Annotated in this window: 23 protein-coding genes and 1 tRNA gene; 12 read left to right on the top strand and 12 right to left on the bottom strand. The window is 66.3% G+C overall.

Features of this window, described 5'->3' with window-relative positions:
- Positions 1 to 33 precede the first annotated feature (33 nt).
- From D3H54_RS09810 to D3H54_RS09800, 3 genes are all read left to right on the top strand, one after another.
- A complete protein-coding gene (locus tag D3H54_RS09810; RefSeq protein ID WP_149378878.1) occupies positions 34 to 258 on the top strand; it encodes a hypothetical protein in 225 nt (74 codons plus the stop codon).
- Positions 255 to 557 carry a hypothetical protein gene (locus D3H54_RS09805; RefSeq protein ID WP_149378877.1) on the top strand — a complete coding sequence of 101 codons (303 nt, stop codon included), beginning with the start codon at positions 255 to 257 and terminating at the stop codon, positions 555 to 557. The genes D3H54_RS09810 and D3H54_RS09805 overlap by 4 nt, the downstream gene beginning before the upstream one ends.
- 97 nt (positions 558 to 654) lie before the next feature.
- Positions 655 to 1,329, top strand: coding sequence for an SDR family oxidoreductase (locus D3H54_RS09800; RefSeq protein WP_149378876.1), 675 nt, complete (start codon positions 655 to 657; stop codon positions 1,327 to 1,329).
- Between the two features lie 2 nt (positions 1,330 to 1,331).
- Here the strand turns inward: D3H54_RS09800 and D3H54_RS09795 are convergent, their stop codons facing one another.
- On the bottom strand, positions 1,332 to 2,537 hold the full coding sequence (locus D3H54_RS09795; protein WP_149378875.1) for an alpha/beta hydrolase: 1,206 nt from the start codon (positions 2,535 to 2,537) through the stop codon (positions 1,332 to 1,334).
- A 251-nt stretch (positions 2,538 to 2,788) separates the two neighbouring features.
- Between D3H54_RS09795 and D3H54_RS09790 the strand changes: the two genes are divergently transcribed.
- The 3 genes from D3H54_RS09790 to D3H54_RS09780 all read left to right on the top strand — a co-directional run bounded on the left by D3H54_RS09790 (position 2,789) and on the right by D3H54_RS09780 (position 4,613).
- On the top strand, positions 2,789 to 3,142 hold the full coding sequence (locus D3H54_RS09790) for a hypothetical protein (RefSeq protein WP_149378874.1): 354 nt from the start codon (positions 2,789 to 2,791) through the stop codon (positions 3,140 to 3,142).
- 95 nt (positions 3,143 to 3,237) lie between these two features.
- Positions 3,238 to 3,311: transfer RNA gene (locus tag D3H54_RS09785), tRNA-Arg, on the top strand.
- Between the two features lie 114 nt (positions 3,312 to 3,425).
- Positions 3,426 to 4,613, top strand: coding sequence for an IS481 family transposase (locus tag D3H54_RS09780; RefSeq protein ID WP_149378873.1), 1,188 nt, complete (start codon positions 3,426 to 3,428; stop codon positions 4,611 to 4,613).
- Between the two features lie 109 nt (positions 4,614 to 4,722).
- Here the strand turns inward: D3H54_RS09780 and D3H54_RS09775 are convergent, their stop codons facing one another.
- Entirely contained in the window at positions 4,723 to 5,550 is an 828-nt protein-coding gene (locus D3H54_RS09775) for a MerR family transcriptional regulator (protein ID WP_149383444.1), read from the bottom strand.
- 140 nt (positions 5,551 to 5,690) lie between these two features.
- On the opposite strand from D3H54_RS09775, the gene D3H54_RS09770 reads away from it, so the two are divergent.
- From D3H54_RS09770 to D3H54_RS09760, 3 genes are all read left to right on the top strand, one after another.
- On the top strand, positions 5,691 to 6,035 hold the full coding sequence (locus D3H54_RS09770; protein ID WP_149378872.1) for a nuclear transport factor 2 family protein: 345 nt from the start codon (positions 5,691 to 5,693) through the stop codon (positions 6,033 to 6,035).
- Complete coding sequence (locus D3H54_RS09765; RefSeq protein ID WP_149378871.1) at positions 6,032 to 6,871, top strand: SDR family NAD(P)-dependent oxidoreductase; 840 nt, start codon at positions 6,032 to 6,034, stop codon at positions 6,869 to 6,871. Before D3H54_RS09770 ends, D3H54_RS09765 begins: the two co-directional genes overlap by 4 nt.
- A gap of 359 nt (positions 6,872 to 7,230) precedes the next feature.
- Complete coding sequence (locus D3H54_RS09760) at positions 7,231 to 8,091, top strand: cyclopropane mycolic acid synthase family methyltransferase (protein ID WP_286199191.1); 861 nt, start codon at positions 7,231 to 7,233, stop codon at positions 8,089 to 8,091.
- A 22-nt stretch (positions 8,092 to 8,113) separates the two neighbouring features.
- On the opposite strand, the gene D3H54_RS09755 is transcribed toward D3H54_RS09760, so the two are convergent.
- Both D3H54_RS09755 and D3H54_RS09750 read right to left on the bottom strand, forming a co-directional pair.
- Complete coding sequence (locus tag D3H54_RS09755) at positions 8,114 to 8,527, bottom strand: hypothetical protein (protein WP_149378870.1); 414 nt, start codon at positions 8,525 to 8,527, stop codon at positions 8,114 to 8,116.
- 163 nt (positions 8,528 to 8,690) lie between these two features.
- On the bottom strand, positions 8,691 to 9,368 hold the full coding sequence (locus D3H54_RS09750) for an energy-coupling factor ABC transporter permease (RefSeq protein WP_149383442.1): 678 nt from the start codon (positions 9,366 to 9,368) through the stop codon (positions 8,691 to 8,693).
- A 256-nt stretch (positions 9,369 to 9,624) separates the two neighbouring features.
- Between D3H54_RS09750 and D3H54_RS09745 the strand changes: the two genes are divergently transcribed.
- The gene (locus tag D3H54_RS09745) at positions 9,625 to 10,200 is read left to right on the top strand and encodes a hypothetical protein (protein ID WP_149378869.1); all 576 of its coding nucleotides are present in this window, start codon (positions 9,625 to 9,627) and stop codon (positions 10,198 to 10,200) included.
- 15 nt (positions 10,201 to 10,215) lie between these two features.
- Here the strand turns inward: D3H54_RS09745 and D3H54_RS09740 are convergent, their stop codons facing one another.
- Positions 10,216 to 10,443: a hypothetical protein gene (locus D3H54_RS09740; RefSeq protein WP_286199269.1), complete on the bottom strand. Its 228-nt coding sequence runs from the start codon at positions 10,441 to 10,443 to the stop codon at positions 10,216 to 10,218.
- A 95-nt stretch (positions 10,444 to 10,538) separates the two neighbouring features.
- Between D3H54_RS09740 and D3H54_RS09735 the strand changes: the two genes are divergently transcribed.
- Positions 10,539 to 11,387, top strand: coding sequence for a sigma-70 family RNA polymerase sigma factor (locus D3H54_RS09735; protein ID WP_149378867.1), 849 nt, complete (start codon positions 10,539 to 10,541; stop codon positions 11,385 to 11,387).
- On the opposite strand, the gene D3H54_RS09730 is transcribed toward D3H54_RS09735, so the two are convergent.
- The 6 genes from D3H54_RS09730 to D3H54_RS09705 form a co-directional block, all read right to left on the bottom strand.
- Entirely contained in the window at positions 11,384 to 12,481 is a 1,098-nt protein-coding gene (locus D3H54_RS09730) for a GGDEF domain-containing protein (protein ID WP_149378866.1), read from the bottom strand. The genes D3H54_RS09735 and D3H54_RS09730 overlap by 4 nt on opposite strands.
- Before the next feature lie 78 nt (positions 12,482 to 12,559).
- Positions 12,560 to 12,940 carry an allophanate hydrolase-related protein gene (locus D3H54_RS09725; protein WP_210419665.1) on the bottom strand — a complete coding sequence of 127 codons (381 nt, stop codon included), beginning with the start codon at positions 12,938 to 12,940 and terminating at the stop codon, positions 12,560 to 12,562.
- 16 nt (positions 12,941 to 12,956) lie between these two features.
- Positions 12,957 to 13,946 (bottom strand): carbamate kinase, encoded by a 990-nt coding sequence (locus D3H54_RS09720; RefSeq protein ID WP_149378864.1) that lies wholly within the window; start codon positions 13,944 to 13,946, stop codon positions 12,957 to 12,959.
- A complete protein-coding gene (locus D3H54_RS09715) occupies positions 13,943 to 15,361 on the bottom strand; it encodes a YlbE family protein (protein ID WP_149378863.1) in 1,419 nt (472 codons plus the stop codon). The genes D3H54_RS09720 and D3H54_RS09715 overlap by 4 nt, the downstream gene beginning before the upstream one ends.
- A complete protein-coding gene (gene fdrA / locus D3H54_RS09710) occupies positions 15,358 to 16,914 on the bottom strand; it encodes an acyl-CoA synthetase FdrA (RefSeq protein ID WP_149378862.1) in 1,557 nt (518 codons plus the stop codon). Before fdrA ends, D3H54_RS09715 begins: the two co-directional genes overlap by 4 nt.
- A gap of 3 nt (positions 16,915 to 16,917) precedes the next feature.
- Complete coding sequence (locus D3H54_RS09705) at positions 16,918 to 17,577, bottom strand: cysteine hydrolase family protein (RefSeq protein ID WP_149378861.1); 660 nt, start codon at positions 17,575 to 17,577, stop codon at positions 16,918 to 16,920.
- 157 nt (positions 17,578 to 17,734) lie between these two features.
- On the opposite strand from D3H54_RS09705, the gene D3H54_RS09700 reads away from it, so the two are divergent.
- Positions 17,735 to 18,424 carry a hemerythrin domain-containing protein gene (locus tag D3H54_RS09700; RefSeq protein ID WP_149378860.1) on the top strand — a complete coding sequence of 230 codons (690 nt, stop codon included), beginning with the start codon at positions 17,735 to 17,737 and terminating at the stop codon, positions 18,422 to 18,424.
- Here the strand turns inward: D3H54_RS09700 and D3H54_RS09695 are convergent.
- Positions 18,414 to 21,077 carry an ATP-binding protein gene (locus D3H54_RS09695; protein WP_286199190.1) on the bottom strand — a complete coding sequence of 888 codons (2,664 nt, stop codon included), beginning with the start codon at positions 21,075 to 21,077 and terminating at the stop codon, positions 18,414 to 18,416. The genes D3H54_RS09700 and D3H54_RS09695 overlap by 11 nt on opposite strands.
- Positions 21,078 to 21,178 lie beyond the last annotated feature (101 nt).

Below are 21,178 nucleotides of genomic sequence, written 5' to 3'. Positions count from 1 at the left end.
AGCATTGGGCTCACTTCGGGGCGGGAGGACATCATGCTGACGAAAATTCGGTCGGTGTTGAACTACAAACTGACGATCGCCGAACTGATCGGCATCAACCTGTTGATCGGGATCCCTTATCTCGCAGTGGGTCTGGTGTGGTCCTCAACCCACACCGACCATCTGCACTCGATGCACGGCGCCGACCTCGTGGTGTCGTTCCTGGGGTCCATCGTGTCGTGGCCGGTGCTGCTGGTCGCCAATGTCTGCATGACGTGACCGTTCGGCAGATCGTGGCAGCCGTCGTCGCAGTGGCGCTGCTGACACTTGGCCTGCTCGCGCTGCGGTGGCCGGTGTATCTCCCAGATTTCGATCCATGGGGCGTACAGATCAAGTGCGGCAGCGGTTTTAGCGCCGACCTGGTTCAGGCGACGTTCGCAGGCAAAGCCGACCAATGCCAGCACGCGCTGGCGATGCGGCGGGGGTGGGCAATCCCGGTGGCGGCTTTGGGCTGGACGATCGTGATCGTGTTGGTGGTGCCGCTGCTGCGGCCACAGGAGACCACCGCGGCGCGCTAGCGACCCACCGTCCGTAGCCTCAGCGTTATCTTATTTTTACCTTATTTTTCTTAGAGTCGGTGTACGGTGAGTGGTGCCGCAACGGAAGGAACCCGCAATGCAGCCACTCGTCCGCGTCGTGCTGATCACTGGTGCATCCCGAGGAATCGGAGCCGAAGTCGCACGTCAGCTCACCGCACCCGACACCCACACGATCGTGCATTACCGAGAGAACGCCGAGCGGGCCAACGCAGTCGTCGACGCCATCCGGAGTTCGGGTGGCAGCGCCACGGCGTTGGCTGCCGACATCACCGACGCCGTCGAGGTCGAAGCGATGATGCAGTACGTCACCGCCCACTTCGGCAGGCTCGATGCCTTGATCCTCAACGCCTCCGGCGGTCTGGACAGCGGCGCGGACCCGGGATACGCGATGCGGCTGAACCGCGACGCTCAGCGCCGCCTTGCACTGCTGGCCATGCCGCTGATGCCGGCCGGCTCGCGGATCGTGTTCGTCACCAGCCACCAGGCCCACTTCTATCCGCACAAGGCGGTGGCGAAGGGATATGGGCGAGTGGCCGCCAGCAAGCGCGCCGGCGAAACCGCGCTCTACGCAATGCGTTCCGAACTGGACCATGCCGGCATCCACCTCACGGTGGTCTCCGGCGACGGGACCATGGGCGCGCTGCCCACGGTCGAAGGGTTCGCGACCAAGATCGTCAACGCCGCGGTCACCCCGAGCCCGTCGACGATCGTCTACGCCGGCGCCGCGGACTACCTGATGACGGTCGCCTGATCTCAGCTCGCTGAGCCGACCGCGACTCTCTGCGTGCCGTTGCGTGCCGCGACGTGGCGGCCGTAAACGATGCCCATGAAGCTCGCGACGGCTTCTGCCGCCAGTTGGCAGCGCAGGGTCGCAATCGTGTCGAAGGCGTGGTGCGCCTTGGGCAGCTCGGCATAAGCTACCGTCGCGGGTCCCGAATAGCGAAGTGCCGCAACGAAATCACGGGCCTGCGCACTCGGGATGACGGCGTCGCTCTCACCGTGCAGGACGAAGAACGGCGGGGCGTCACGATGGATGCGGTGCAGCGGTGACGCGTCACGGTAGATCTGGGGATTATCTTCCAACCTGCGCTGGACGACGACGTGCTCGAGCAGCGGCATCATGAGCGGATGCATCTTGTCGGTGGTGGTCAGGTCGTACACGCCGTAGTAGGGCGCGACGGCCTGCACGCTGGTGTCGGCGCTCTCGAAGCCGGGCTGCAAGGTCTCATCCCCCGCGCTCAGCGCCGCGAGTGAGCTCAGGTGACCGCCGGCCGATCCCCCGGTGATCGCAACGAAGTCCGGGTCTCCGCCGTATTCGGCGATGTTGGCCTTCACCCAGGCGATGGCCCGTTTGACGTCGATGATGTGCGACGGGAAGGCATTGCGCGGGCTGCGGCTGTAGTTGATGGTGACGCAGATCCAGCCGAGCTCGGACATCCGGGCCATCAACGGATAGGCCTGGCCGCGTTTGTCGTTCACCGACCATGCACCGCCGGGGACCTGAATGAGAACCGGCGCGCGATACCCCTCGGGCAGATCGGGGCGGCGCCAGATGTCGAGGGTGTTGTTGCGGCCTCGGGGGCCGTAGGAAATGTTCCGGGTGGTGGCCGCGTACCGGCGCCGATGATGCATGGCGTCGAGGACGGCCGCGACGTTGGGCCGGTGCCCCGGCTCTTCGTCGAGCGGATGCCGCACCTGGGAGGTGTAGTCCTTGCCGAAGGTCTCCTCGAGCGCCGCGTCGAGCACCTTGTCGGCCTTCTGGACGGCCAGGGCGCAGGCGACCCGTTGCAGCGGGGAAACGGTCGCGAGTGCGTGACCCGTGAGGACCTGTGGCGCGAACTCGGCGTTGAGCCACCCCAGCACCCATCCGGCGGCGGCCGGTGAGCCGCGCAGCAACAGCGACCCGGTATTGAACGCCTGCGTGCAACGCGCGGCGACCTGCTCGATTGGACTGCTCATGAGCTGCCAGACCCCCTTGTCCTTAGCCCGCCTAACGCGTTTGCCAACCGCGGATGCGGAGGGGTCTGCGTGTGCCAGTCGTCACACCATAACCCAACTTCGGCCGAACCTGAGGAATTCTCAGGAACTGAGGTCTTTAGACCCTGGGTCCCCCGCGAAACCGGGCCGGCAAAGTGAACAGACGGTGGCCCGGCGTTGGCTGCGAACTTGCCTGACAGGAAACGTCGAGCAATTCACAGGACGATTTGTGAATGCTTCTCGAGGACCCCGCCCCCAGCTTCGCCGGTGGACTGACTGCCCGCGTCGAGTCCGCGTTCTCTGCGAGTTCACCCGTACCGCTGCGACGGCCGTTTCCACGTCCTTCGATGACGCGGCCGTTTCATCCCAACGACGCAGCTCAAGCTAGGCGCTTTGCCCAGCTGATGCAGGACGAGATCGATGAACTCGAGGACTTGATCGCGGTCGCCCAGCACCGCTGGACCAGTCGCTGCGACGCCGGCTGGGGTGCCGCTCGGACCCCCGAGCCGGTGCTGCGACTTCGCGAAAAGCTCAAGGAAGTGCGCCGGTTGCAGGAGGCGTTGCTATCCCGTTTCGGCACCGACTGACGCTTCCGTGGATCTTTGCTCAGCCAGATTTCAATTCACACAGGGCTACACGCGCCCCTTCCGGCAAATCTGCACCGCTAGACTGTCGACGCGCTGCCTCCGTAGCTCAGTCGGATAGAGCAAGGGCCTTCTAATCCCTAGGTCGCAGGTTCGATTCCTGCCGGGGGCGCTTACGTGTTTGTGTGACCTCGGTTGATTGTTGACGTTTTGTCTTCGGGTGATGGGCGACAGTGTTTCGGCTGATGCTTTACACCTACTTCGGTTGATCCTTGACACTCCCTAGATGAGGGAGTTGAGCGTGGCTGAGCAGCGGTATCAGGCTGTGTTGGCGGTGATCAGCGATGGGTTGTCGATTCCGCAGGTGGCATCGAAGGTTGGGGTGTCGCGCCAGACGTTGCATGCGTGGTTGGCCCGCTATGAGGCGCAGGGCTTGGAAGGGTTGATCGACCGGTCGCATCGGCCGGTGTCGTGTCCGCATCAGATGCCGGCGCAGGTGGAGGCGGTGGTGTTGGAGCTGCGCCGCTCGCGACCGTATTGGGGACCTCGTCGGTTGGTGTTCGAACTGTCCAAGCGTGGTGTGGTTCCGCTGCCCTCGGAGTCGGCGGTCTACCGCGCTTTGGTCCGGGCGCAGATGATCGATCCGCACCTGCGGGATCGGCGCTCGCGCAAGTGGAAACGCTGGGAACGCGGCGCCCCGATGGAGCTATGGCAAATGGATGTCGTGGGCGGTTTCCCGCTGGCCGATGGCACCAGCGCTAAAGCGTTGACCGGGATCGATGATCATTCCCGGATGTGCGTGTGTGCCCACCTGATGAGTCGAGAACGCACCCGGGCTGTCTGCGACGGGTTACACGCCGCGCTGGCCACTTATGGTGCTCCCGAGCAGATCCTGACCGATAACGGCAAGGTGTTCACCGGCCGGTTCAACCATCCGCCGGTGGAGGTGCTCTTCGATGCGATCTGCCGCGAGCACGGCATCGAGCACCTGCTGACCCAGCCGCGGTCCCCGACCACGACCGGCAAGATCGAGCGGTTCCACCGGAGTCTGCGTGTTGAATTCCTCAGCAACGCAGCACCATTCACTAATCTGAAGACGGCCCAAAAAGCACTCGATGAGTGGGTCGATGACTACAACACCACCCGGCCGCATCAGTCGTTGAAGATGGCCACCCCTGCTGAGCGCTTCACCGCCGGCACCACCACGACCCGCTCGACCACACCACGACAGCACAGCCCCGATCGCAGCAGCAGCGACTGGATCAGCCGAACGGTGACCACCAACGGGGTGGTCTGTGTGTCGTGGCAACAGGTCAGTATCGGCCGCCACTACGCCGGAGCTCGCTGCGATGTCCACGTCGATGGCGAGCTGCTGCGGTTCTTCATCGGCGAGGATCTGGTCAAAACCGCCGCCCGCCGCAGCACCGGCGAGGTACGAAACAAGAAGGCCTGCCGCTCCAGCGGCCAGACCTAAAACACAACAAGAGTGTCAAGGATCAACCGAACTAGATCCGTCAAGAATCAACCGCCTATGAACAGGGGCGCTTACGTGTTCTCCGGCTAGATGCGCTCGTGTGTGTCGTTCATCGCGGTGGCGTGGTGGTGCTGAAGATCGGCCAGCAGATCTCGGTTGCGGTGAACCGGGCCGGATCTGTGGGCGTGCCACCGAGGTAATGCTCACGGATGGGCCCCTGGCTGCTGATCAGATGCTCGTTGACGTAGATGCCCAGGGCCGCGTAACTGCGGTCGATGCCGTCGTGACCGCCCGGGTGGGTGAGCACCGCGAATTCGGCCCTGGGTAAGACCTCGGCGCGGATACCCTCGGGGGGATCCGCGGATGGTGGTGCTTTGACGAACATGGTTGCGCTGCCGCGCTGTTCGAGAAACAGCTCACGGTCGTAGAGGCCGCCCGGCACCACCGCGGTCGGCCCGCCTGCTGCCGTGGCGACGGCCTGGTGCAGTGTCCGAAGTGACGCCGTGAACCAGTCATCGATCCCGGAGGTGTCGATGGTGGCGCTGACTGACCACACGGCGAGCGCCGGTTCGTGGCGCGATGTGACGTCGCTGGGAGTACGCACCGGGGAGAGCAGTTCGCGCAGCGCACCCACGGTGTCACGGGTCTGCTGCAGCTGAGCCTCCATCTGTTCGAGATGGGTGGTGATGATGTCGGTGCGGGCACCGGCGTCTTCGGTGCTCAGCAGCGCCTTGATGTCGGGAATGGACATGCCCAGCAATCGGAACCTGCGAATGATGTGGGCGTGATCGACCTGGCTGGTGTCATAGAAGCGATAGCCGGTGTGAGGATCGATGTGGGCGGGTTCGAGAATGCCGATGTCGTGGTAGTGGCGTAGCGCCTTCCTACTCAGACTGGTCATCACTGCGAAGTCTCCGATCGAGACCTGTGCGCCCATGGCGTCCTCCTCGGCGTTCGTATCGCTCACGTGATGAAACATGGCCATCCTCATGCCTCCCCCTGGGGGAAGGTCAACATCACGCCGTGAGTCGAACCAGGGGTTGACCCTCCCCTTACGGGAACATTCATCGTGAGGTCATGACAAACACCACAGACTGGGATGCGCTCCCAGGCACCGTAAGAACGTTCATGACTGCGCTCGACGCCCGTGAGGTGGGTCAAGCGCTGGCCACACTCAGCGCTGAGGCCGTGGTCACCGATGAAGGTCACGACTACACGGGCCATGACGAGATCGGATCCTGGATCGCCAATGCGGCCAGCGAATACACCTACACCACCGAGTTCATCGGCGCCACGACGACCGACGCGGGCGTCGACCTCGGGCAGCACCTGGAGGGCGACTTTCCCGGTGGGGTCGCGGATCTGCACTACCGCTTCACCTTCGACGGCGCGCTCATCAGCCGGGTGGTGATCGAGCCATGAGCAGGCGATGGTTCATCACCGGAGGCACCCCCGGCAACTTCGGGATGGCGTTCGCCGAGGCGGCCCTCGAGACGGGTGACCGCGTGGTGCTCACGTCCCGGCGTCCGCAGGAGCTGGCGACGTGGGCCGAGCAGTACGGCGACCGCGTTCTCGTCGTGCCACTGGAACTCACCGATGCGACGCAGGTGCAGCGTGCGGTGCGTGCCGCCGAGGAGCACTTCGGTGGCATCGACGTACTGGTCAACAACGCCGGGCGCGGCTGGTACGGGTCGATCGAGGGGATGGACGAGTCCGCGGTGCGGGCGATGTTCGAGCTGAATTTCTTCGCAGTGCTGTCCGTGACGCGTGCAGTGCTGCCGGGGATGCGCGCCCGCGGAAACGGGTGGATCGTCAACGTGTCCTCGGTGGCCGGGCTCGTATCAGCGCCCGGATTCGGCTACTACAGTGCGACGAAGTTCGCCATCGAAGCCATCACCGACGCGCTGCACGACGAGGTCGCTCCACACGGCATTTCCGTTTTGACCGTCGAACCGGGAGCGTTCCGCACCAACGCCTACACCGGATTCGCCAACGAGCCCGTCGACGAGCCGATCCCGGACTACCACGACATGCTCGAAGAGGTCCGTGCCGCCTTCGTCGGGATGGACGGTACGCAGCCCGGCGATCCACGTCGCGGCGCCCGTGCGGTGATCACGGCGATGGCTCAGGACCCACCGCCCCGTCGGCTGGTCCTGGGCAACAGCGGATACGACGCCGTGATCGATACGTTCGAGAAGCATCTGGCCAACATCCGGGCGAACGAAACACTCTCTCGCAGCGCCGATTTCCCCACCTGAGAAGCCGACCGAGCGAGACAAGCACGAATCCGTCCGCCGATCTCACGGCCGCACGTAATCAATGAGGGCGGTGACCTTACGGTCACGCGTGGGGCCGTGATCGACGGAACCGTGCACGGACGCAATCTCAGTCGCGTGGATCCAGGGGCGATTATCGGCCACGCACCACCGGGTGGTCGCGGGCGTCGATAACGCGCGCCTCAAGCCGAGCAACCGCCTGCCGAATTCTGGCTAAGTCGGCAGACTGGCTATCGGTCAACACGAACTCCAGCGCGCCCAAGGACCGAGCGTCCGCGAGGGCTTTCATCTACGCTGAATGGCAAACCTGCCAGCAAACTGAAATCAGGGGGGGTGTCGCCGTGACCGCACTCGAAGCCGATTTCGAGCTGATGCAGTCGATCTACGACATCTCCGATGACTTCTATGCCCTATTCCTCGGACCCACCATGGGCTACACCTGCGGGTACTACGAGCGCGACGGCATGACCACCGACGAGGCCCAGATCGCCAAGTTCGATCTCGCGCTGTCCAAGCTGCGACTGGAGCCCGGCATGACCCTGCTCGACGTGGGCTGTGGCTGGGGGGCCGGGATGCAACGGGCCATCGAGCGCTACGACGTCAACGTCATCGGCCTCACGCTGAGCAAGACGCAGCGTGACGCCGCGGAGGCCAGGCTCGCCCGCATCCCGACCCGACGTGGTTTCGACGTACGACTGCAAGGGTGGGAGGACTTCGACGAGAAGGTCGACCGCATCATCTCCATCGGATCCATGGAGCATTACGGCCACCGGAAGTACGGCGCGTATTTCGAGAAGACATACGATGCGCTGCCCGCCGACGGGGTCATGTTGCTGCACACCATCTGTGGCTTTCACCCGTATGAGATGCACCGTCGGGGCCTGCCGCTCACCTTCGACATGTGCCGATTCATCAAGTTCATCGTCACCGAGATCTTCCCGGGCGGGCAGTTGCCGTCGGCCGCACTGATCGAAGAGCACGTGGCCAAGACCGGATTCACCTTGACCCGCACCCATTCCCTGCAGCCGCACTATGTCCTGACGCTGGAAGCGTGGGCGGCCAACTTGGCGGCGAACCGCGACAGGGCCATCGAGGTGCAGTCGGAGGAGATGTACGACCGATTCATGAAGTACCTCACCGGCTGCGCCGACCTGTTCCGCAACGGCTCGATCGACATCAATCAGTTCACTCTCGAAAAGTGACTTTGAGGCAACCGCAGCTGGTTCAGCTGTCAACCTTCCGATAGTCGCGCATTTCCGGCTGCGAGTACTCAAGAGGCGTCACCACGATCGACAGCCATCCGATGGTCAGCAGCACTGCAGCGATATCGGCAACGATCAACCATCCCCCCGGCGCGTCGGGCCGTCCCGTGCGCAACCACCACAGGGCCCCGATGCCGATGACCGCGGATAGACCACAGGCATACGCCGCGGCGCAGCATTCCCGGAATCGGCGCGCTGTTAGGGCGAGAGCCGATGCTCCGGCCGCCACCACGTGCGCCAGGGTGCCGATCACCGGCACCCGGTAGGACCCGGGTCCAGGCACCTCACCGACCACGTCGACGCACCAGCTCCGGTAGCGGCGAGAAGGAGGACCGTCAGCGCGGCGTAGCCGGCCCAGCGGGACCTTCCGATCCACACCTCATCCAGCACGCGGCGTTCTATCCCAGCGAGGGCGTCTCGGATCGACTCTTTCCGAACATCTTTCACTCGATCCCCTTCATCGCCCGAACCGCCGGCCATACCAACCTCATAGTCGGGATCGACAGGCCGGTGGTTCCCGCGATGTCTGGGCGATGAATCTAGGCGGGGTTGAACAATCGTCGCTCGACGATCGGACTGTCTCGCAGCTGACGCAGACCCTTGGCAGCCGCCAGTACGCCGAGGTCGGCGAGAGGTTCGATGATGACGACCGTCATATAGGCGGCGCCGAAAGTCGCGATGTCGCTGACGGTCTGGCCTGAGAAGCCCTCACCATAGAAAGCCCAGAACGCAACCCAGGAAACTATGCCGGCCTGGTACGTAGCCGAAAGAGCAAGGACCTGGCTATATTTCACGTCCACGTAGGGCGTTTCCCGTGCGATCACCTTGTGCGCGACGAACTGCAACGCGAACAGCGGCACGAGCAGCGTAGTGACATTCATCCCGTATTGCGGGAGATCGAAGGGCGCAAAGAAGATCCCCTGCAACAGCAGACCGCCCGCCAACCCAAAGGCAGCAGGCGCGGCACCCAAGATCAGGAACAGCGTCGAGCCCAAGATGAGGTGCACCTCGGAGATCCCGACCGGATAGTGCGGGAAGACCTGAAAGAACACGAACACCAGAGCCGTCGTCGCCACGGTCCGGGACAGCAACGACCCCAGTCCCCGATCCTTGACCGCGTTCGAGGCGAGGTATAGCGCGTAGGCACCCGCTCCCCCGGCAGTGACGTAACTCAAGATGAGTTTAGGACCCTCGACAATTCCTGGTTCGATGTGCACGCCGGACCCGACCTCTCTCCTAAAGCGTTGGCTCGCAATAGAGTTAAACACGAATTCCCAAAATGGTCTTCTGTCGGCGCTTGGTCTCCGCAGGATCAAAATCACGGGAACCAGGCATTCACCGCATGCGACCAATGAGCGAGTCTCGTGCGTCCACCCGACACACCTCGACCCGCACGCAATTTTGCTGATGTAGATCGCCCCATCCTCGTAGACTGCGCATCGAGGTGGGTACGGCACATCGGGGGTTGCTGTGATGGGTTTTTCGGCGTGGCTGGGCGTGGGAGCGCTGACGGTCGGTATCGGCGCGGCCGCACTGGCGGGTTCGGGCACGGCCAACGCCGAAGCAGGCACGGGCTCCTCAGCGCGACAGCACGTCTCGGCGAGTCATCCGGTCCGTCCCGCCGCCCACAATTCGCCGCGGCCGAAGACGTCAGCAACGTTGTTGGCCGCAAGCGCCGTGACAGGCGTCGCCGACCCCAAGCCCAGGCCGGTGGCAGCAGCGGTCATTCGACACACCACGACCATCAGCGCCCCGCCGACCGCTCACGCAACTGCGGTCCCGAACATCACTGACCTGCTCGGACGCATCGTCATGCTGGGCAGCGATATCCAGCACTTCAACGTCGTTCGGGCGGTCCACCGCGTCGAGCACGCCGTCTCAGGTGCCATCCGAAGCGGGTTCACCACCGTTGCCCACGCCGTCGAGTCGGTGGTCGCCAGTATCGGCAGCGCCGTCATCGCGGTCGTGTTCATCGTGGCGCTTCCCGTCGAAATCCCGTTGGCGTTCTACCTTTTCGTGCGGCTCGTCAACTCGCCCCTGTGGTTCTAGGGATCTACCGCCGGCTCAGTTCTCCGGCAGCTCAGCGAACCGCTTCTTGACGTCGTTGTACCAACCCATCGACTTGATGGGGTGGCGCCAGCGGCCCTTCATGTCCTCGCGTGCCGGCACGTGGGCGTCGTCGCCACCGGAGACCGCATCTTTGAGGTGCTGATCCTGCGCCTTGATGATGTCGTCGGCGCTCTCGCCGCGGTGCACGAGATCGCATGGGCCACCCAGGTCTTGGCAGGTCATGGTCTTCACGGGGCTAACTCCTCCTGTCGGTGTCACACCCGGCCGTCCGGGCGCGTCAAGATGTTGACGCACCCAACGACGAAAGTGTGACCGCCATGGTGAGTGATGATCAGCTCCGCGACGGCTTCGAGGCCGAGCGCCCGCGCCTGCAGCGCATTGCCGGGCGGATTCTGGGCGATGCCGACGCGGCGCAGGACGTGGTGCAACAGGCGTGGCTGCGCTTGCACGCCACCGACGAACCCATCGACAACCTTGCGGGCTGGCTCACCACCGTGACCTCTCGGCTGTGCCTCGACCGCCTGCGGGCACGCACACCGGTGCCGACCGAGTCGATCGAGGTCGAGGAGACGGAACCCGACCCCGCCGACGACGTGGTGCTGGCCGACACCGTCGGGATCGCCCTGCAGGTGGTGCTCGACCGGCTGACGCCCGCCGAACGGGTGTCCTTCGTGCTGCACGACAGCTTCGGGGTCGACTTCGAGTTGATCGCATCGATGCTCGACACCACCGCGGTCGCCGCCCGCAAGCTGGCCTCGCGGGCGCGAGCCAAGGTGCGCCCGGCATCACCCGAGGACGCCCTCGCCGACTGGGAGGTCGTCGACGCCTTCATGACCGCGGCGCGCGAGGGGGACTTCACCCGGCTACTGCAACTCCTCGCACCCGACGTGACGGTCTCCGCTGACGCTGCTGCTGCCGCTCTCGGCACACCGGCCCGCATGCAGGGCCGCGACGAGGTGGCCACCTTCTTCAACGGCGCTGCCGCGGCAGCGTTTCCGGTGTTCGTCGAGGACCGTCCGGGGTCGGCCTGGATCCACCGCGGCGAAATCAAGGTCGCGTTCGACTTCACCATCGAGGACGGCCAGGTGCGGCGTCTCCAGTTCCGTGCCGAGCCCGACGTGCTGTCCGGGGTGCGACGGCGGGAGGGCGCCGCGCCGCGGGGTTAGACCGCAGTCTGCTGCTCGTCGGCGCGCGGCGGTTCCGCCACCATGACAGTGCCACCACCGACCCGCTTGGCCCGGTACATCGCGTCGTCGGCGCGATGCAGGACTGTGTCGAGGTCGAGCTCCACGCCGTCGACGTACTCCCAGGTGACGCCGACACTGAACCGAAGAAACAGGCCTTTGGGATTGCGCAGCGTCAGCGCCTGCACGCGCCTGACGAAGCTGTCCAGGTCGTCCTCGTCCAAAAGGCTTGCCACGATTACGAATTCGTCGCCGCCGATCCGTGCGGCGATGTCGCGGGTCCGGATCAGCTTGGTCAGCTGCTCGGCCACCACCCGCAGCGTCGCATCACCGGTGCCGTGCCCATGGTCGTCGTTGAGCCGTTTGAATCCATCGAGGTCGATGACCACGACGGCGAGCACCGCACCGCGCGGACTCCGAGCCCACGTCGTCCCGGCCTCGGCGTAGAGACCGCGCCGGTTCAGCAGACCCGTCAACGAATCACGGTTTGCCGCATACGCCGTGGTGCTGAGGCTACGGCGCGTGCCCTCGATGACCATCGCGGCGATCGCCGGCATCACCACCACCGTCGTCAGGGCGGGCAGGAAATACAGCGAGAGCTCCGCCAGCTGCGCCCCATCGAACTGCACACCCATCCAGGTGAAGGCGAGGATCGTCGCGGTCGCGAAACCACAATGCAGGAACAGCACCCGATAGCCCAGCAGCACGGCGGCGAAAACACCGATCAGGCACATGTAGACGGTGGCCGCCAGCCGCGCCTCGGGCGCGGCGAGCGTGGCGCCCGACACCGCAAGTGCAACATCGCCCCACACGGCGAACGCCACCGCCCGCCGATATCCCGGCCACGGGCTGGCCAGCCAGAGGCCGCCCACCAGCAGGGCCGACACCAGCAGCAGCAGGTGAACGGTGCGAGCGAACAGGCCGTGCGGCCCCAGCGGCTGGATGGACTGAATCTGCTCCAGCGCGCTGAGCAGACCCAGCGAGATAGACGCCACCCCGATGAAGATGCGGATTGCATTCAAATAGCCGGTCGCGCGGAGTACCGCGGTAGCGATGGCGAACTCGCGCTCACCCATGCGAAGGCCTTTGACGTAGTGGTCAGTATGTGTGGCGGATGCTATCGGTCACTACTGACGGTGGCTATGGCCGAATGGTCACACATCCACGGCGGCTGTATACGCCCGCCATCCGCCGAACTCGCTGATCTCGCGCTGTCCCTCGACCAGCGCGGGCTCCCCGATCACGCCGAGCACGGTCGTTCCGTCATCGAGGTTCACCTTGCCGATCGACAGGCCGGGTGGCTCGCTGAGCAGGATTCCGGCCAAACCCGCGGCAGGCACCTCCCACACCTCGACGGCTACGCCGACGCCCGAACCGTCGGTGACGCGAATCATCGCCGGATGCTCGTCGTTGATCGTCCACAGCCGGTAGACCGGTTCGGTGGTGGCCTCCCGCAGGAACGTGGCTCCGGCGGCGGCCATGTTCGGCGACAGTTTCAGCCCCCGCATCAGTGTTCCGTTGACCGCCAACAGCACTGCATCACTCTCCTTCTCATCCACTGAGGGGCCCGGTGCGCTCATCCACTGAGGGGCCCGGTGCGTCGCCGACGATCCGGGTGCCCGACGTACCGGCCAGAATGGCCGGGATCTCCTCTGCGGCACCGATGACGCCGACGGAACCGGGCGTGGCAGCGACGAAATCGGCGACCGCTTCCACTTTGGGTTCCATCGACCCCTTACCGAACTGGCCGGACGCGATGTAGTCCCGGGCCTGATCCACGGTGATGGTGTCCAGCCAGGTCTCGGCAGGAGTGCCGAACCCGATGGCCACCCGCGGCACCCCGGTGGGGATCAGTAGCAGTTCGGCACCAAGCTCGTGGGCCAGCAGGCCGGAGGCGATGTCCTTGTCGACGACGGCTTCCACGCCGACGACGGTGCCGTCCGGCTCGAACGCCACCGGAATGCCGCCCCCGCCGACCGCGACGACGATCACGCCGTCGTCGAGCAGTCGGCGGATCACCTCGGTCTCCAGGATGGTGGTCGGTCGCGGCGAGGCCACCGTACGCCGCCAGCCACGGCCGGCGTCCTCGGCGATGGTCCAGCCCAGACTGTCTGCCAGTGCCCTGGCCCGGTCCTCGGTCAGGAACGAACCGACCGGTTTGGTGGGGTTGGCGAAGGCCTGGTCGTCGACACTGACCACCGAGTGGGTGACGAGAGCTACCACCGGTCGCGACAAACCCCGGCGGGCCAGCTCGTTACGCAGAGCTTTGACGAACATGTAGCCGATCGCACCCTGGGTGTCTGCCACGGCGTAGTCCACCGGAACGGGATCGACCTCGCCCTGGGCGAGCTCCGAGCGCCGCAGAATGAACCCGACCTGCGGGCCGTTGCCATGGGAGACAACGAGTTTCCAGCCTTGTTCCACCATGTCGATCAGCGGACCCACGGTGCGGCTGACTGTGTCGTATTGCTGGGGAATGGAGTCGTGTTCGGCGTCGGTGACCAACGCATTGCCGCCGAACGCGACGATCGCGGTGCTCATGCCACCCCGTCGAGGTTCGACGCCAGCGCGGCCAGGGCGGCGTTGAAGCAGTCCATCGGCGCGGTGGTGATGCCCGCGCCGATCTGCCCGACACCGGCCCGCCGATGGGCGATCCCGGTGTTGATGATGGGCAAGATGCCGGAGTCGGCCACCAGGCGAGCGTCAATCCCGGCCGGTGTGCCGCCGAAGTTCAACGGCGGCAGGGTGAATGCAGGGTTGGTGCCCAGCGTGATGGATAGCATCCGGCGGCTGTTGGCGGTCGCGTCGGCCGGAGTGCCGCCGACGAACTGAACGATGGCCGGCGAGGCCGCCATCGCGAAGCCCCCCAGCCCGTTGGTTTCGGTGATCGCCGAGTCACCGAGATCAGCGGCCGCGTCGTCGACCGTGTACCCCGGGAAGTACAGTCCATCAACGGGATTGGCGGGCGCCTGAAACCACTGATCCCCGGTGCCGGATAACTTGACACCGAAGTTGACCCCGTTGCGAGCCATCACCGTGACCATGCTGCTGCCCGGCACGTCGGCAGCCGCGTCCGACATCGATTTGGCTGCGGCCATCGAGATGTTGAGGAAGAAGTGATCGTTGCCTGCGACGAACTCCAGTGCGCGCCGCACCGCGTCGGAGGCGAGCTCAGATCCCAGCAGGGCCAGCGTCAGCCGTTTGAACAACAGGCCGGAGGCGGCCGCGTTGCGGTTGTGGAGTTCGTCGCCCATGTGGAGTGCTTGTGCCATCAGTGGTTTGAGGTCAGGATCGGCAAGCTCGCGCACCGCGACCTGCATGGTGGTGAAGAAGTCGCCGCCCAGCCACCGCAATCGGTCGAGCACGTCGGGTGAGTTGGCGCCGAATCGCAGTACCTTGCCCAGGCCCTCGTTCAGATTGCTGTAAGCCCGGTTCCCCGCGGCGGTGTTCTCCACCACCCACACCGGCATCGACGGGCTGATGATACCGGCCATCGGGCCTACCGCGCCGTGCTCGTGACACGGCTCGAGTGCCACTTCCCCACTGCCCGCCAGCTTCTCAGCGGCGTCGAGGTCATCGGCCCAGCCTTCGTAGAGGATCGCCCCGGCGATCGCGCCGCGCTGCGGGCCGCACATCTCGGCCCAATCGATCGGCGGCCCGGCATGCAGGATGCGGCGTTCCCCGGGACCGAGCCCGGCCATCACCTCCCCGGCGCGAACCAGATCGACGAGTCGGGGTTGCGCGCTCAGGTACCGGTCGAAGGCAACCGTGTTGGCGGCCTCGATTCGCGGATCACCGATGAGGGTGGCCAGCGTCCAGCCCAGCGCCGGGTCGGCGCCTGCCGGCGGAGCCCAGGTGACGGAGGTGACCCGGCCGCCGGCCGCGGTGATGTTCGAGGCGAAACTCGGCAGTCCGACGTTGACGACGCTGAGATCCTGCTGGAGAAGATCTTTCATCGAGGGCCTCCCCGCGCGGTGACCAGAGTCGCCGACCACAGGGCCGCCTCCGCGTTACTCGACGCGACCAGCACCCCGGCCGACTGCAGAGCAGCGACGGCCTTGGCCCGGTCCTGCGGATCCAGGTCGGTCCCGCAGACGTAGCCGATGAAGGCGACGGGTCGCCCCTCAGCGCGGGCCGCGGCCGCGCCGGTGTCGATGATCGAAACCAGTTCTGCCGTCGGATCATCGGCCGAGCCGTACCCCAGCACCACGTCGAACAGCACGACAGCCGTCGACGGGTCGGCGATCTCGGCGCGGATGCGGGCGTCCTTCTGCGACGGGTCGATCATCGGATGCGGTTTGCCCTGGGTGAATTCATCATCGCCCATGTCGATGATGCTGTGCTGCACACTGGTTCGGATGTCGGTCAGAGCAGTGTTGCCGGCCACCGGGGTGTTGGAGTGCGCGGTGACGCCGTGGGTTTGGTGTATCAGCTGCGCTTCGTAGCAGAAGGTGCCACCGGAGAAGATGCCCCGCACGTAGTGCTGGTTGGGCGTCATCGCATCCGCGAGATCATTGAGGATGCCGCTCATGTCGGGTGAGATGGCGATCGCGGCGGCGGTCGGCTGCTCACCGCGGGCCAGTTCGACGGCCATGTCCGCAGCCTGCGCGAGTGTCCCCGCGCCGTACACGCCGTCGCGGCTGATGGAGGCGGGGTCGGCGCCGAGGAAGATGACGACGACGGGCTTGGCGCTGTCCTGAGCTGCGGCAAGCACTTTCGCGGCCACCGCCGGCGCCGGCGGCTTGGACACCAGCACGATCACGGTGGTGGCGGGGTCGGCGTCGAGGGCGGCCAAGCCGTGCAGCATCGAGATGCCGCCGATCGCCTCAGCCAGGTCGTGCCCGCCGGTGCCGAGCGCGTGCGAGACACCGGAACCGTTCTGATGGATCCGGACCGTCACCTCCTGGGTGCCGGTGCCGGAGGCGCCGACCACCCCGATCGGGCCACGTCGCACCACGTTGGCGAAACCCAGCGGAATGCCGTTGATGATCGCGGTGCCGCAGTCCGGACCCATCACCATCAGGTCGTGGGCTTGGGCGTAGTCCTTGAGCGCCAGCTCGGCGTCCGGGGTGACGTTGTCGCTGAACACCATCACGTCCAAGCCCAGCCGCAGCGCCTTCATCGCCTCGGCGGCGGCGTAGTCGCCCGGCACCGAGATCAGCGCCAGGTTGAGTGCGGGATCGGCGGCGACGGCCATCTGGATGCTGGTGGTCGGCGTCTCCGATGTCGGTTCGCCGCTGTCAGTCGGTGATGCCGACAGCAGCGTGTCGGCCACGGCGAGCGCTTCGTCGCAGGCTTCGTCGCTGCCGGACACCGCGACGATCAGATCGTTGGGCCGGACCTCGAATGCGCCGAGGCCGGCCTGGGCGAGGTTGTCGACGTTGGTGGCCGAGGCCATCACCACCGACGCGGCTTCGATTCCGGGTATCGACGTCACCCGCGCCGACACCGTCATCAAGGACACCGAGTCCTTGTAGAGGTTGGGATAGGAACGCGAACTGGTGGCCATGCGTCAGGATGTCGCCGCGATGAACTCGTCGGCATCGGCCACCCACCCGAAGATGGCGCCCTGCGCCTTGATCATCTCGAGCGCCACCCGCTGGAACTCCGGAAAATACGACGCCACGCAGTCGCTGAGCACCAGGCATTCATAGCCGCGGTCGTTGGCTTCGCGAACGGTGGTGTGGACGCAGACCTCGGTGGTCACCCCGCAGACCACCAGCGTCTTGATACCGCGGTCAGCCAGGATCTGGCCGAGGTCGGTGGCGTGAAAGCTGCCCTTGCCGGGCTTGTCGATCACCGGCTCACCGTCGATGGGATACAGCTGCTCGATGATGTCGTGGCCCTGCTCGCCGCGAACCAGGATGCGGCCCATGGGGCCCGGCTCGCCGATGAACGTCTTGCCGCCGCGGTGCAGCTTGGCCGGCGGGCAATCGGTCAGGTCGGGGCGGTGTCCCTCCCGGGTATGGATGACGAGCATGCCGATTTTGCGAGCCTGGGCCAGCACCCGCTCGATCGGTTCGACGGCGGCCAGCAGAAGCGAGGTGTCGTTGCCGAGCGCCTCACCGAACCCACCGGGCAGCACGAAGTCACGCTGCATGTCGATGATCACCAGCGCGGTGCTCGCGACGTCGATATCGAGCGGGAAGGGCTCCGCGTTGATCGTTGCCACCTGTGGTTCCCTTCTGCCGCGCGGTCTGGCGGATTCATTGAAACGTAACCGGCAGCCGATTGCGCGGGTGAACATTTCAGCGGTGTAAACAATCTCCCTGGACGGACCGCAAGTCGATCGCAAGTGTCTTGCAAGTGCAGCCAGCGATGGTCATCGCATGAAAACACCACAGCCCGTCACCGTCACCCCCCGCCAGCCCCACGACCCCGAGCCCGACCTGACGGGCATCACGCTGGCGCACCGGGCGATGCTCACCGACGTCGGCCGCCTCGCCGCCACGGTGACCGACGTCGGCGAGGGACGGCAGCGCTGCTCGACCCGGCGCGCCCAGGCGATCGCCCGCTACACCGACCTGCTGTGCGAATCCATCCACCACCACCACACCGTCGAGGACACCGTGCTGTGGCCGGTGATCGACGCCTGCGCGAAAGACATCGTCGACCTGACCGAGCTCACCGACGACCACGCCGCACTGGATCCGCGCCTGGAGATCATCACGCATCGAGCGAACGCATTCCGGGTGGCCGGTGGTGATCGCCGCACCGCCGCGCTGCTGGGCGCCGAGCTGGCCGATCTGCGCAACCTGCTGACCGAGCACATCGCCGAAGAGGAGCGCGACATCTTCCCGGTGATCCGCCGGCATGTGTCGGTCGCCGATTGGCAGGTCGTGGAGAAGACCGCTCAGCGGACGGGCCGGCTGACGTTCGACGGGCCACGCACGGTGGGCGCGGCCACCGAGGACGAACGGGCCGCACTGGCCAAGGAAGTCAGTCCCGTTCTCCGTCTGCTGTTGACCGTATTGGCGTGGCGGCACCGGAAATTCGAGAACGAGGTGTTCATCGGCTGACTCGGTCGACGAGCCGGGCCGCCTCGGCCGCCAGCTGAGTCCTCAGCGCGGCGGCGGCGGCCCGGTACCGTCGCGCCTCGCCGTCGTCACCCAGCAGCTCGGCGATCGCGGCCAGTGCGTCATCGACCGGGCCGGTCAGCAGGCTGCCGTTGTCCAACCCGGCCATCCGGCCCGAAAACGGTTGCAGTTCTTCAACACACCGGGTCGCGGCATCGGCGTCGCCGAGCGCGACGGCGGCATGCGCCCGCAACGTGGTCATGGCCAGCCAGTAATAGGACCGCTCGACCGGCCCGCGGTTCGCCCAGATCTGCCGGGCATCGGCCTCGCGTCCGGCGCTCAGCAGCGCCAGCACGGCGCCGTCGGCGATGGACGTCGAGACGTACATGTGCACGGCCAGCAGGTCGTCGGCGAGCGGCGCCAGCTCTCCGCGGGCCAGACCCGCGGTGAACCGGCCGACCAGGCCCATCTGCGCGCCGTTGGCCGTGCCCTGCTCGGCCAACTGGCGGGCAGCGGCGATGTAGCGGCGCTCGCCTTCGTCGATCCGGCCCGCCAGCACGCTCAGCTGAGCGGTGAACACCTCCAGCACGGTCAGCAGCGGTGCCAGCTGCCCGGTACCGGCTCGGGCTACCGCAAGGTCGACATGGTCAAGGGCGGCAACCAGATCGGAACGGCCGGCCGCCGCGAGGAACGCCAGCCAGTGCGCGACGGCCTGATAGTCGACAGCTGCCGCTTCCTCAGCGACGGAAAGGAATTCGTCGGTCAGTTGCTCGCGCTCATGGGCCAGATCCGGACCCAGCGCGGCATAGGCACGAGCATTGAGCGCCGCGCACAACAGCCGGCCGTGCACCTGCGGATCTTGTTCGAACAGTGCGCGCGCCAACGTGAGCGCCTCGGCGCTCGCCGCCAGCGCGGCATCATGGTCGGCGCCCTCCAACTCGGCGAACAACGTGGTGAGCAGCCGCACCCGGACCTCCGGCGACAGCTCGCCGCGGAGCACTCGCTGCAACGGGCCGACGATATCGGCGTCGGCCTGATCATCGACCCGAACCCGCCAGATCAACGGCGCATCCCACGCCGTCAACACCCGGGCGATGCGTTCGTCGGACCCATCGGCAAGCGGCAGAGCCTCTTTCAGCGCATCACGGGCGGCAACCACGTCACCGACCCGAGCCGATGCGGCCACCCATCCGCAGTAGGCCTCGATGGTTCGCTCGACGTCCGGCGGCCCGGCCTCGGCGCGGTTCGCCAGCTCGAGCATCCGGACCGCGGACTGCCATTGCCGGGCGGACTCAGCAGGGGCACCCACCCGGTCCGCGTCACGGCCTGCGGCCATCGCCAGCTCGGCGGCGGCGGCCGCGGTGGCCGGTGTCGCAGCCGCGACCGCGTGATAGGCCAGCGCCGCCGGATCCGTCGGCCGGGGCAGTAGCAGGTCCAGCACGGCCGCGTGCAGACGAGAGCGACGCAGCAGGGACGTGTCTTCGTAGAGCGTGTCGCGCACCAACGCGTGCGCGAACCTGACCCGGCCGGGGCCGGGCTCCTCCAGCAGACCGCCAAGCACCGCAGGTTCCAGCGCCTCGAGTACATCGTCGGGATCGCGCTGCGCCAGTTCGGCGAGCAGATCGACGTCGATCTCCCGGCCGAGCACGGCGGCCTGGCGCAGTGCGGTCACCGTCGCACCGGGAAAGCGAACGAGTCTGCGCCGCAGCACATCCCCCACCCCTGCCGGTACCGCGACCCGTGCGGTATCGACTCCCTCCGACATCATCAGACGCGCGAGCTCCCGCACGAAGAGCGGGTTGCCGCCCGTGCGGTCATGCAACAGCCGTGACTCGTTCTCGGTGAGATCGGTCAAGCCGCAGTCGGCGGCGAGCGCAGCCGTCGCCTCCGCCCCCAAACCGCCGATGCTCAGGTGCGCGACGGTGCGCACCGCGAGCGCCGCGCGTGCGGCGGCCAATTCGGTTCCCGACTCCGACGGCCGATACGTGGCCACGACGAGGACCGGTCGGTCCTGCAATTCGTGGACGACCAACCGCAGCAGTTCCAGGGTGAGGCCGTCAGTTCGGTGCAGATCGTCCAGGAGCACCGCGACCGGTTGGACGCCGGCAGACCGGCCGATCACATCCGCGACGGCATGCGCTGTCCAGAAAGTGCTGTGGTCGTCGGCGTCGGCATCGGCCTCGTGCAGCAAAGGCGCGAGGGCACGGATATGCCGTTGATCAGCCGCGGCGAAGGAATCGTCGAAGTGCCTGAGCACTTCCGTCCAGGCCCACCCCGGCGGCGCGCCGTCGACCTCTGGGCACCTTCCGGCCGCGACCATCCAACCGGCGGTGCGCAACCGAGCCGCGGCAGCGCCGGTGACGGTGGTCTTTCCGGCACCTGCCTCGCCAGCGACCCACACCAGTCGGCTGCCGCCGAGGCGGGCGTCGTGGGCAGCGGCGTCGATCGTCGCCAGCTCACGGGAACGACCATGGGGCGCTGCGGGTTCGGCGATATTCGTTATGGGAGTCGGCGCCTGCGGAAGCGGCAGAGCCGCCGGCTGATCGTCGTCGAGATGCGCAGCGTGGCTGAGAATGTCGCGTTCGAGATCGCGCAGCGCCCGCCCCGGTTCGAGTCCGAGCTCGTCAGCGAGATGATCGCGTGTGCTGCGCAGCACCGCCAACGCGGCGGCCTGCCGACCAGCCCGGTACAGCGCGGTCGCCAGGATAGCGGCCGCCCCTCTCTGGTGGGGTGTTCGAGGACCACCCGCTCCAGGGC

The sequence above is a fragment of the Mycobacterium sp. ELW1 genome, from assembly GCF_008329905.1.
Classification (GTDB): Bacteria; Actinomycetota; Actinomycetes; order Mycobacteriales; family Mycobacteriaceae; genus Mycobacterium.
The sequence above is the reverse complement of the archived record's forward strand: the minus strand, read 5'-3'. Positions and strand labels throughout refer to the sequence as shown.

Excerpts from the sequence above, each read along its gene's own strand:
- D3H54_RS09790 (WP_149378874.1), top strand. The coding sequence starts at position 2,789 with ATGCTTCTCGAGGACCCCGCCCCCAGCTTCGCCGGTGGACTGACTGCC.
- D3H54_RS09735 (WP_149378867.1), top strand. The coding sequence starts at position 10,539 with ATGGTGAGTGATGATCAGCTCCGCGACGGCTTCGAGGCCGAGCGCCCG.
- D3H54_RS09775 (WP_149383444.1), bottom strand. The coding sequence starts at position 5,550 with ATGGGCGCACAGGTCTCGATCGGAGACTTCGCAGTGATGACCAGTCTG.
- D3H54_RS09700 (WP_149378860.1), top strand. The coding sequence starts at position 17,735 with ATGAAAACACCACAGCCCGTCACCGTCACCCCCCGCCAGCCCCACGAC.
- D3H54_RS09795 (WP_149378875.1), bottom strand. The coding sequence starts at position 2,537 with ATGAGCAGTCCAATCGAGCAGGTCGCCGCGCGTTGCACGCAGGCGTTC.
- D3H54_RS09745 (WP_149378869.1), top strand. The coding sequence starts at position 9,625 with ATGGGTTTTTCGGCGTGGCTGGGCGTGGGAGCGCTGACGGTCGGTATC.
- D3H54_RS09770 (WP_149378872.1), top strand. The coding sequence starts at position 5,691 with ATGACAAACACCACAGACTGGGATGCGCTCCCAGGCACCGTAAGAACG.
- D3H54_RS09740 (WP_286199269.1), bottom strand. The coding sequence starts at position 10,443 with ATGACCTGCCAAGACCTGGGTGGCCCATGCGATCTCGTGCACCGCGGC.
- D3H54_RS09780 (WP_149378873.1), top strand. The coding sequence starts at position 3,426 with ATGAGGGAGTTGAGCGTGGCTGAGCAGCGGTATCAGGCTGTGTTGGCG.
- D3H54_RS09715 (WP_149378863.1), bottom strand. The coding sequence starts at position 15,361 with ATGAAAGATCTTCTCCAGCAGGATCTCAGCGTCGTCAACGTCGGACTG.
- D3H54_RS09800 (WP_149378876.1), top strand. The coding sequence starts at position 655 with ATGCAGCCACTCGTCCGCGTCGTGCTGATCACTGGTGCATCCCGAGGA.
- fdrA (WP_149378862.1), bottom strand. The coding sequence starts at position 16,914 with ATGGCCACCAGTTCGCGTTCCTATCCCAACCTCTACAAGGACTCGGTG.
- D3H54_RS09765 (WP_149378871.1), top strand. The coding sequence starts at position 6,032 with ATGAGCAGGCGATGGTTCATCACCGGAGGCACCCCCGGCAACTTCGGG.
- D3H54_RS09720 (WP_149378864.1), bottom strand. The coding sequence starts at position 13,946 with ATGAGCACCGCGATCGTCGCGTTCGGCGGCAATGCGTTGGTCACCGAC.
- D3H54_RS09810 (WP_149378878.1), top strand. The coding sequence starts at position 34 with ATGCTGACGAAAATTCGGTCGGTGTTGAACTACAAACTGACGATCGCC.
- D3H54_RS09730 (WP_149378866.1), bottom strand. The coding sequence starts at position 12,481 with ATGGGTGAGCGCGAGTTCGCCATCGCTACCGCGGTACTCCGCGCGACC.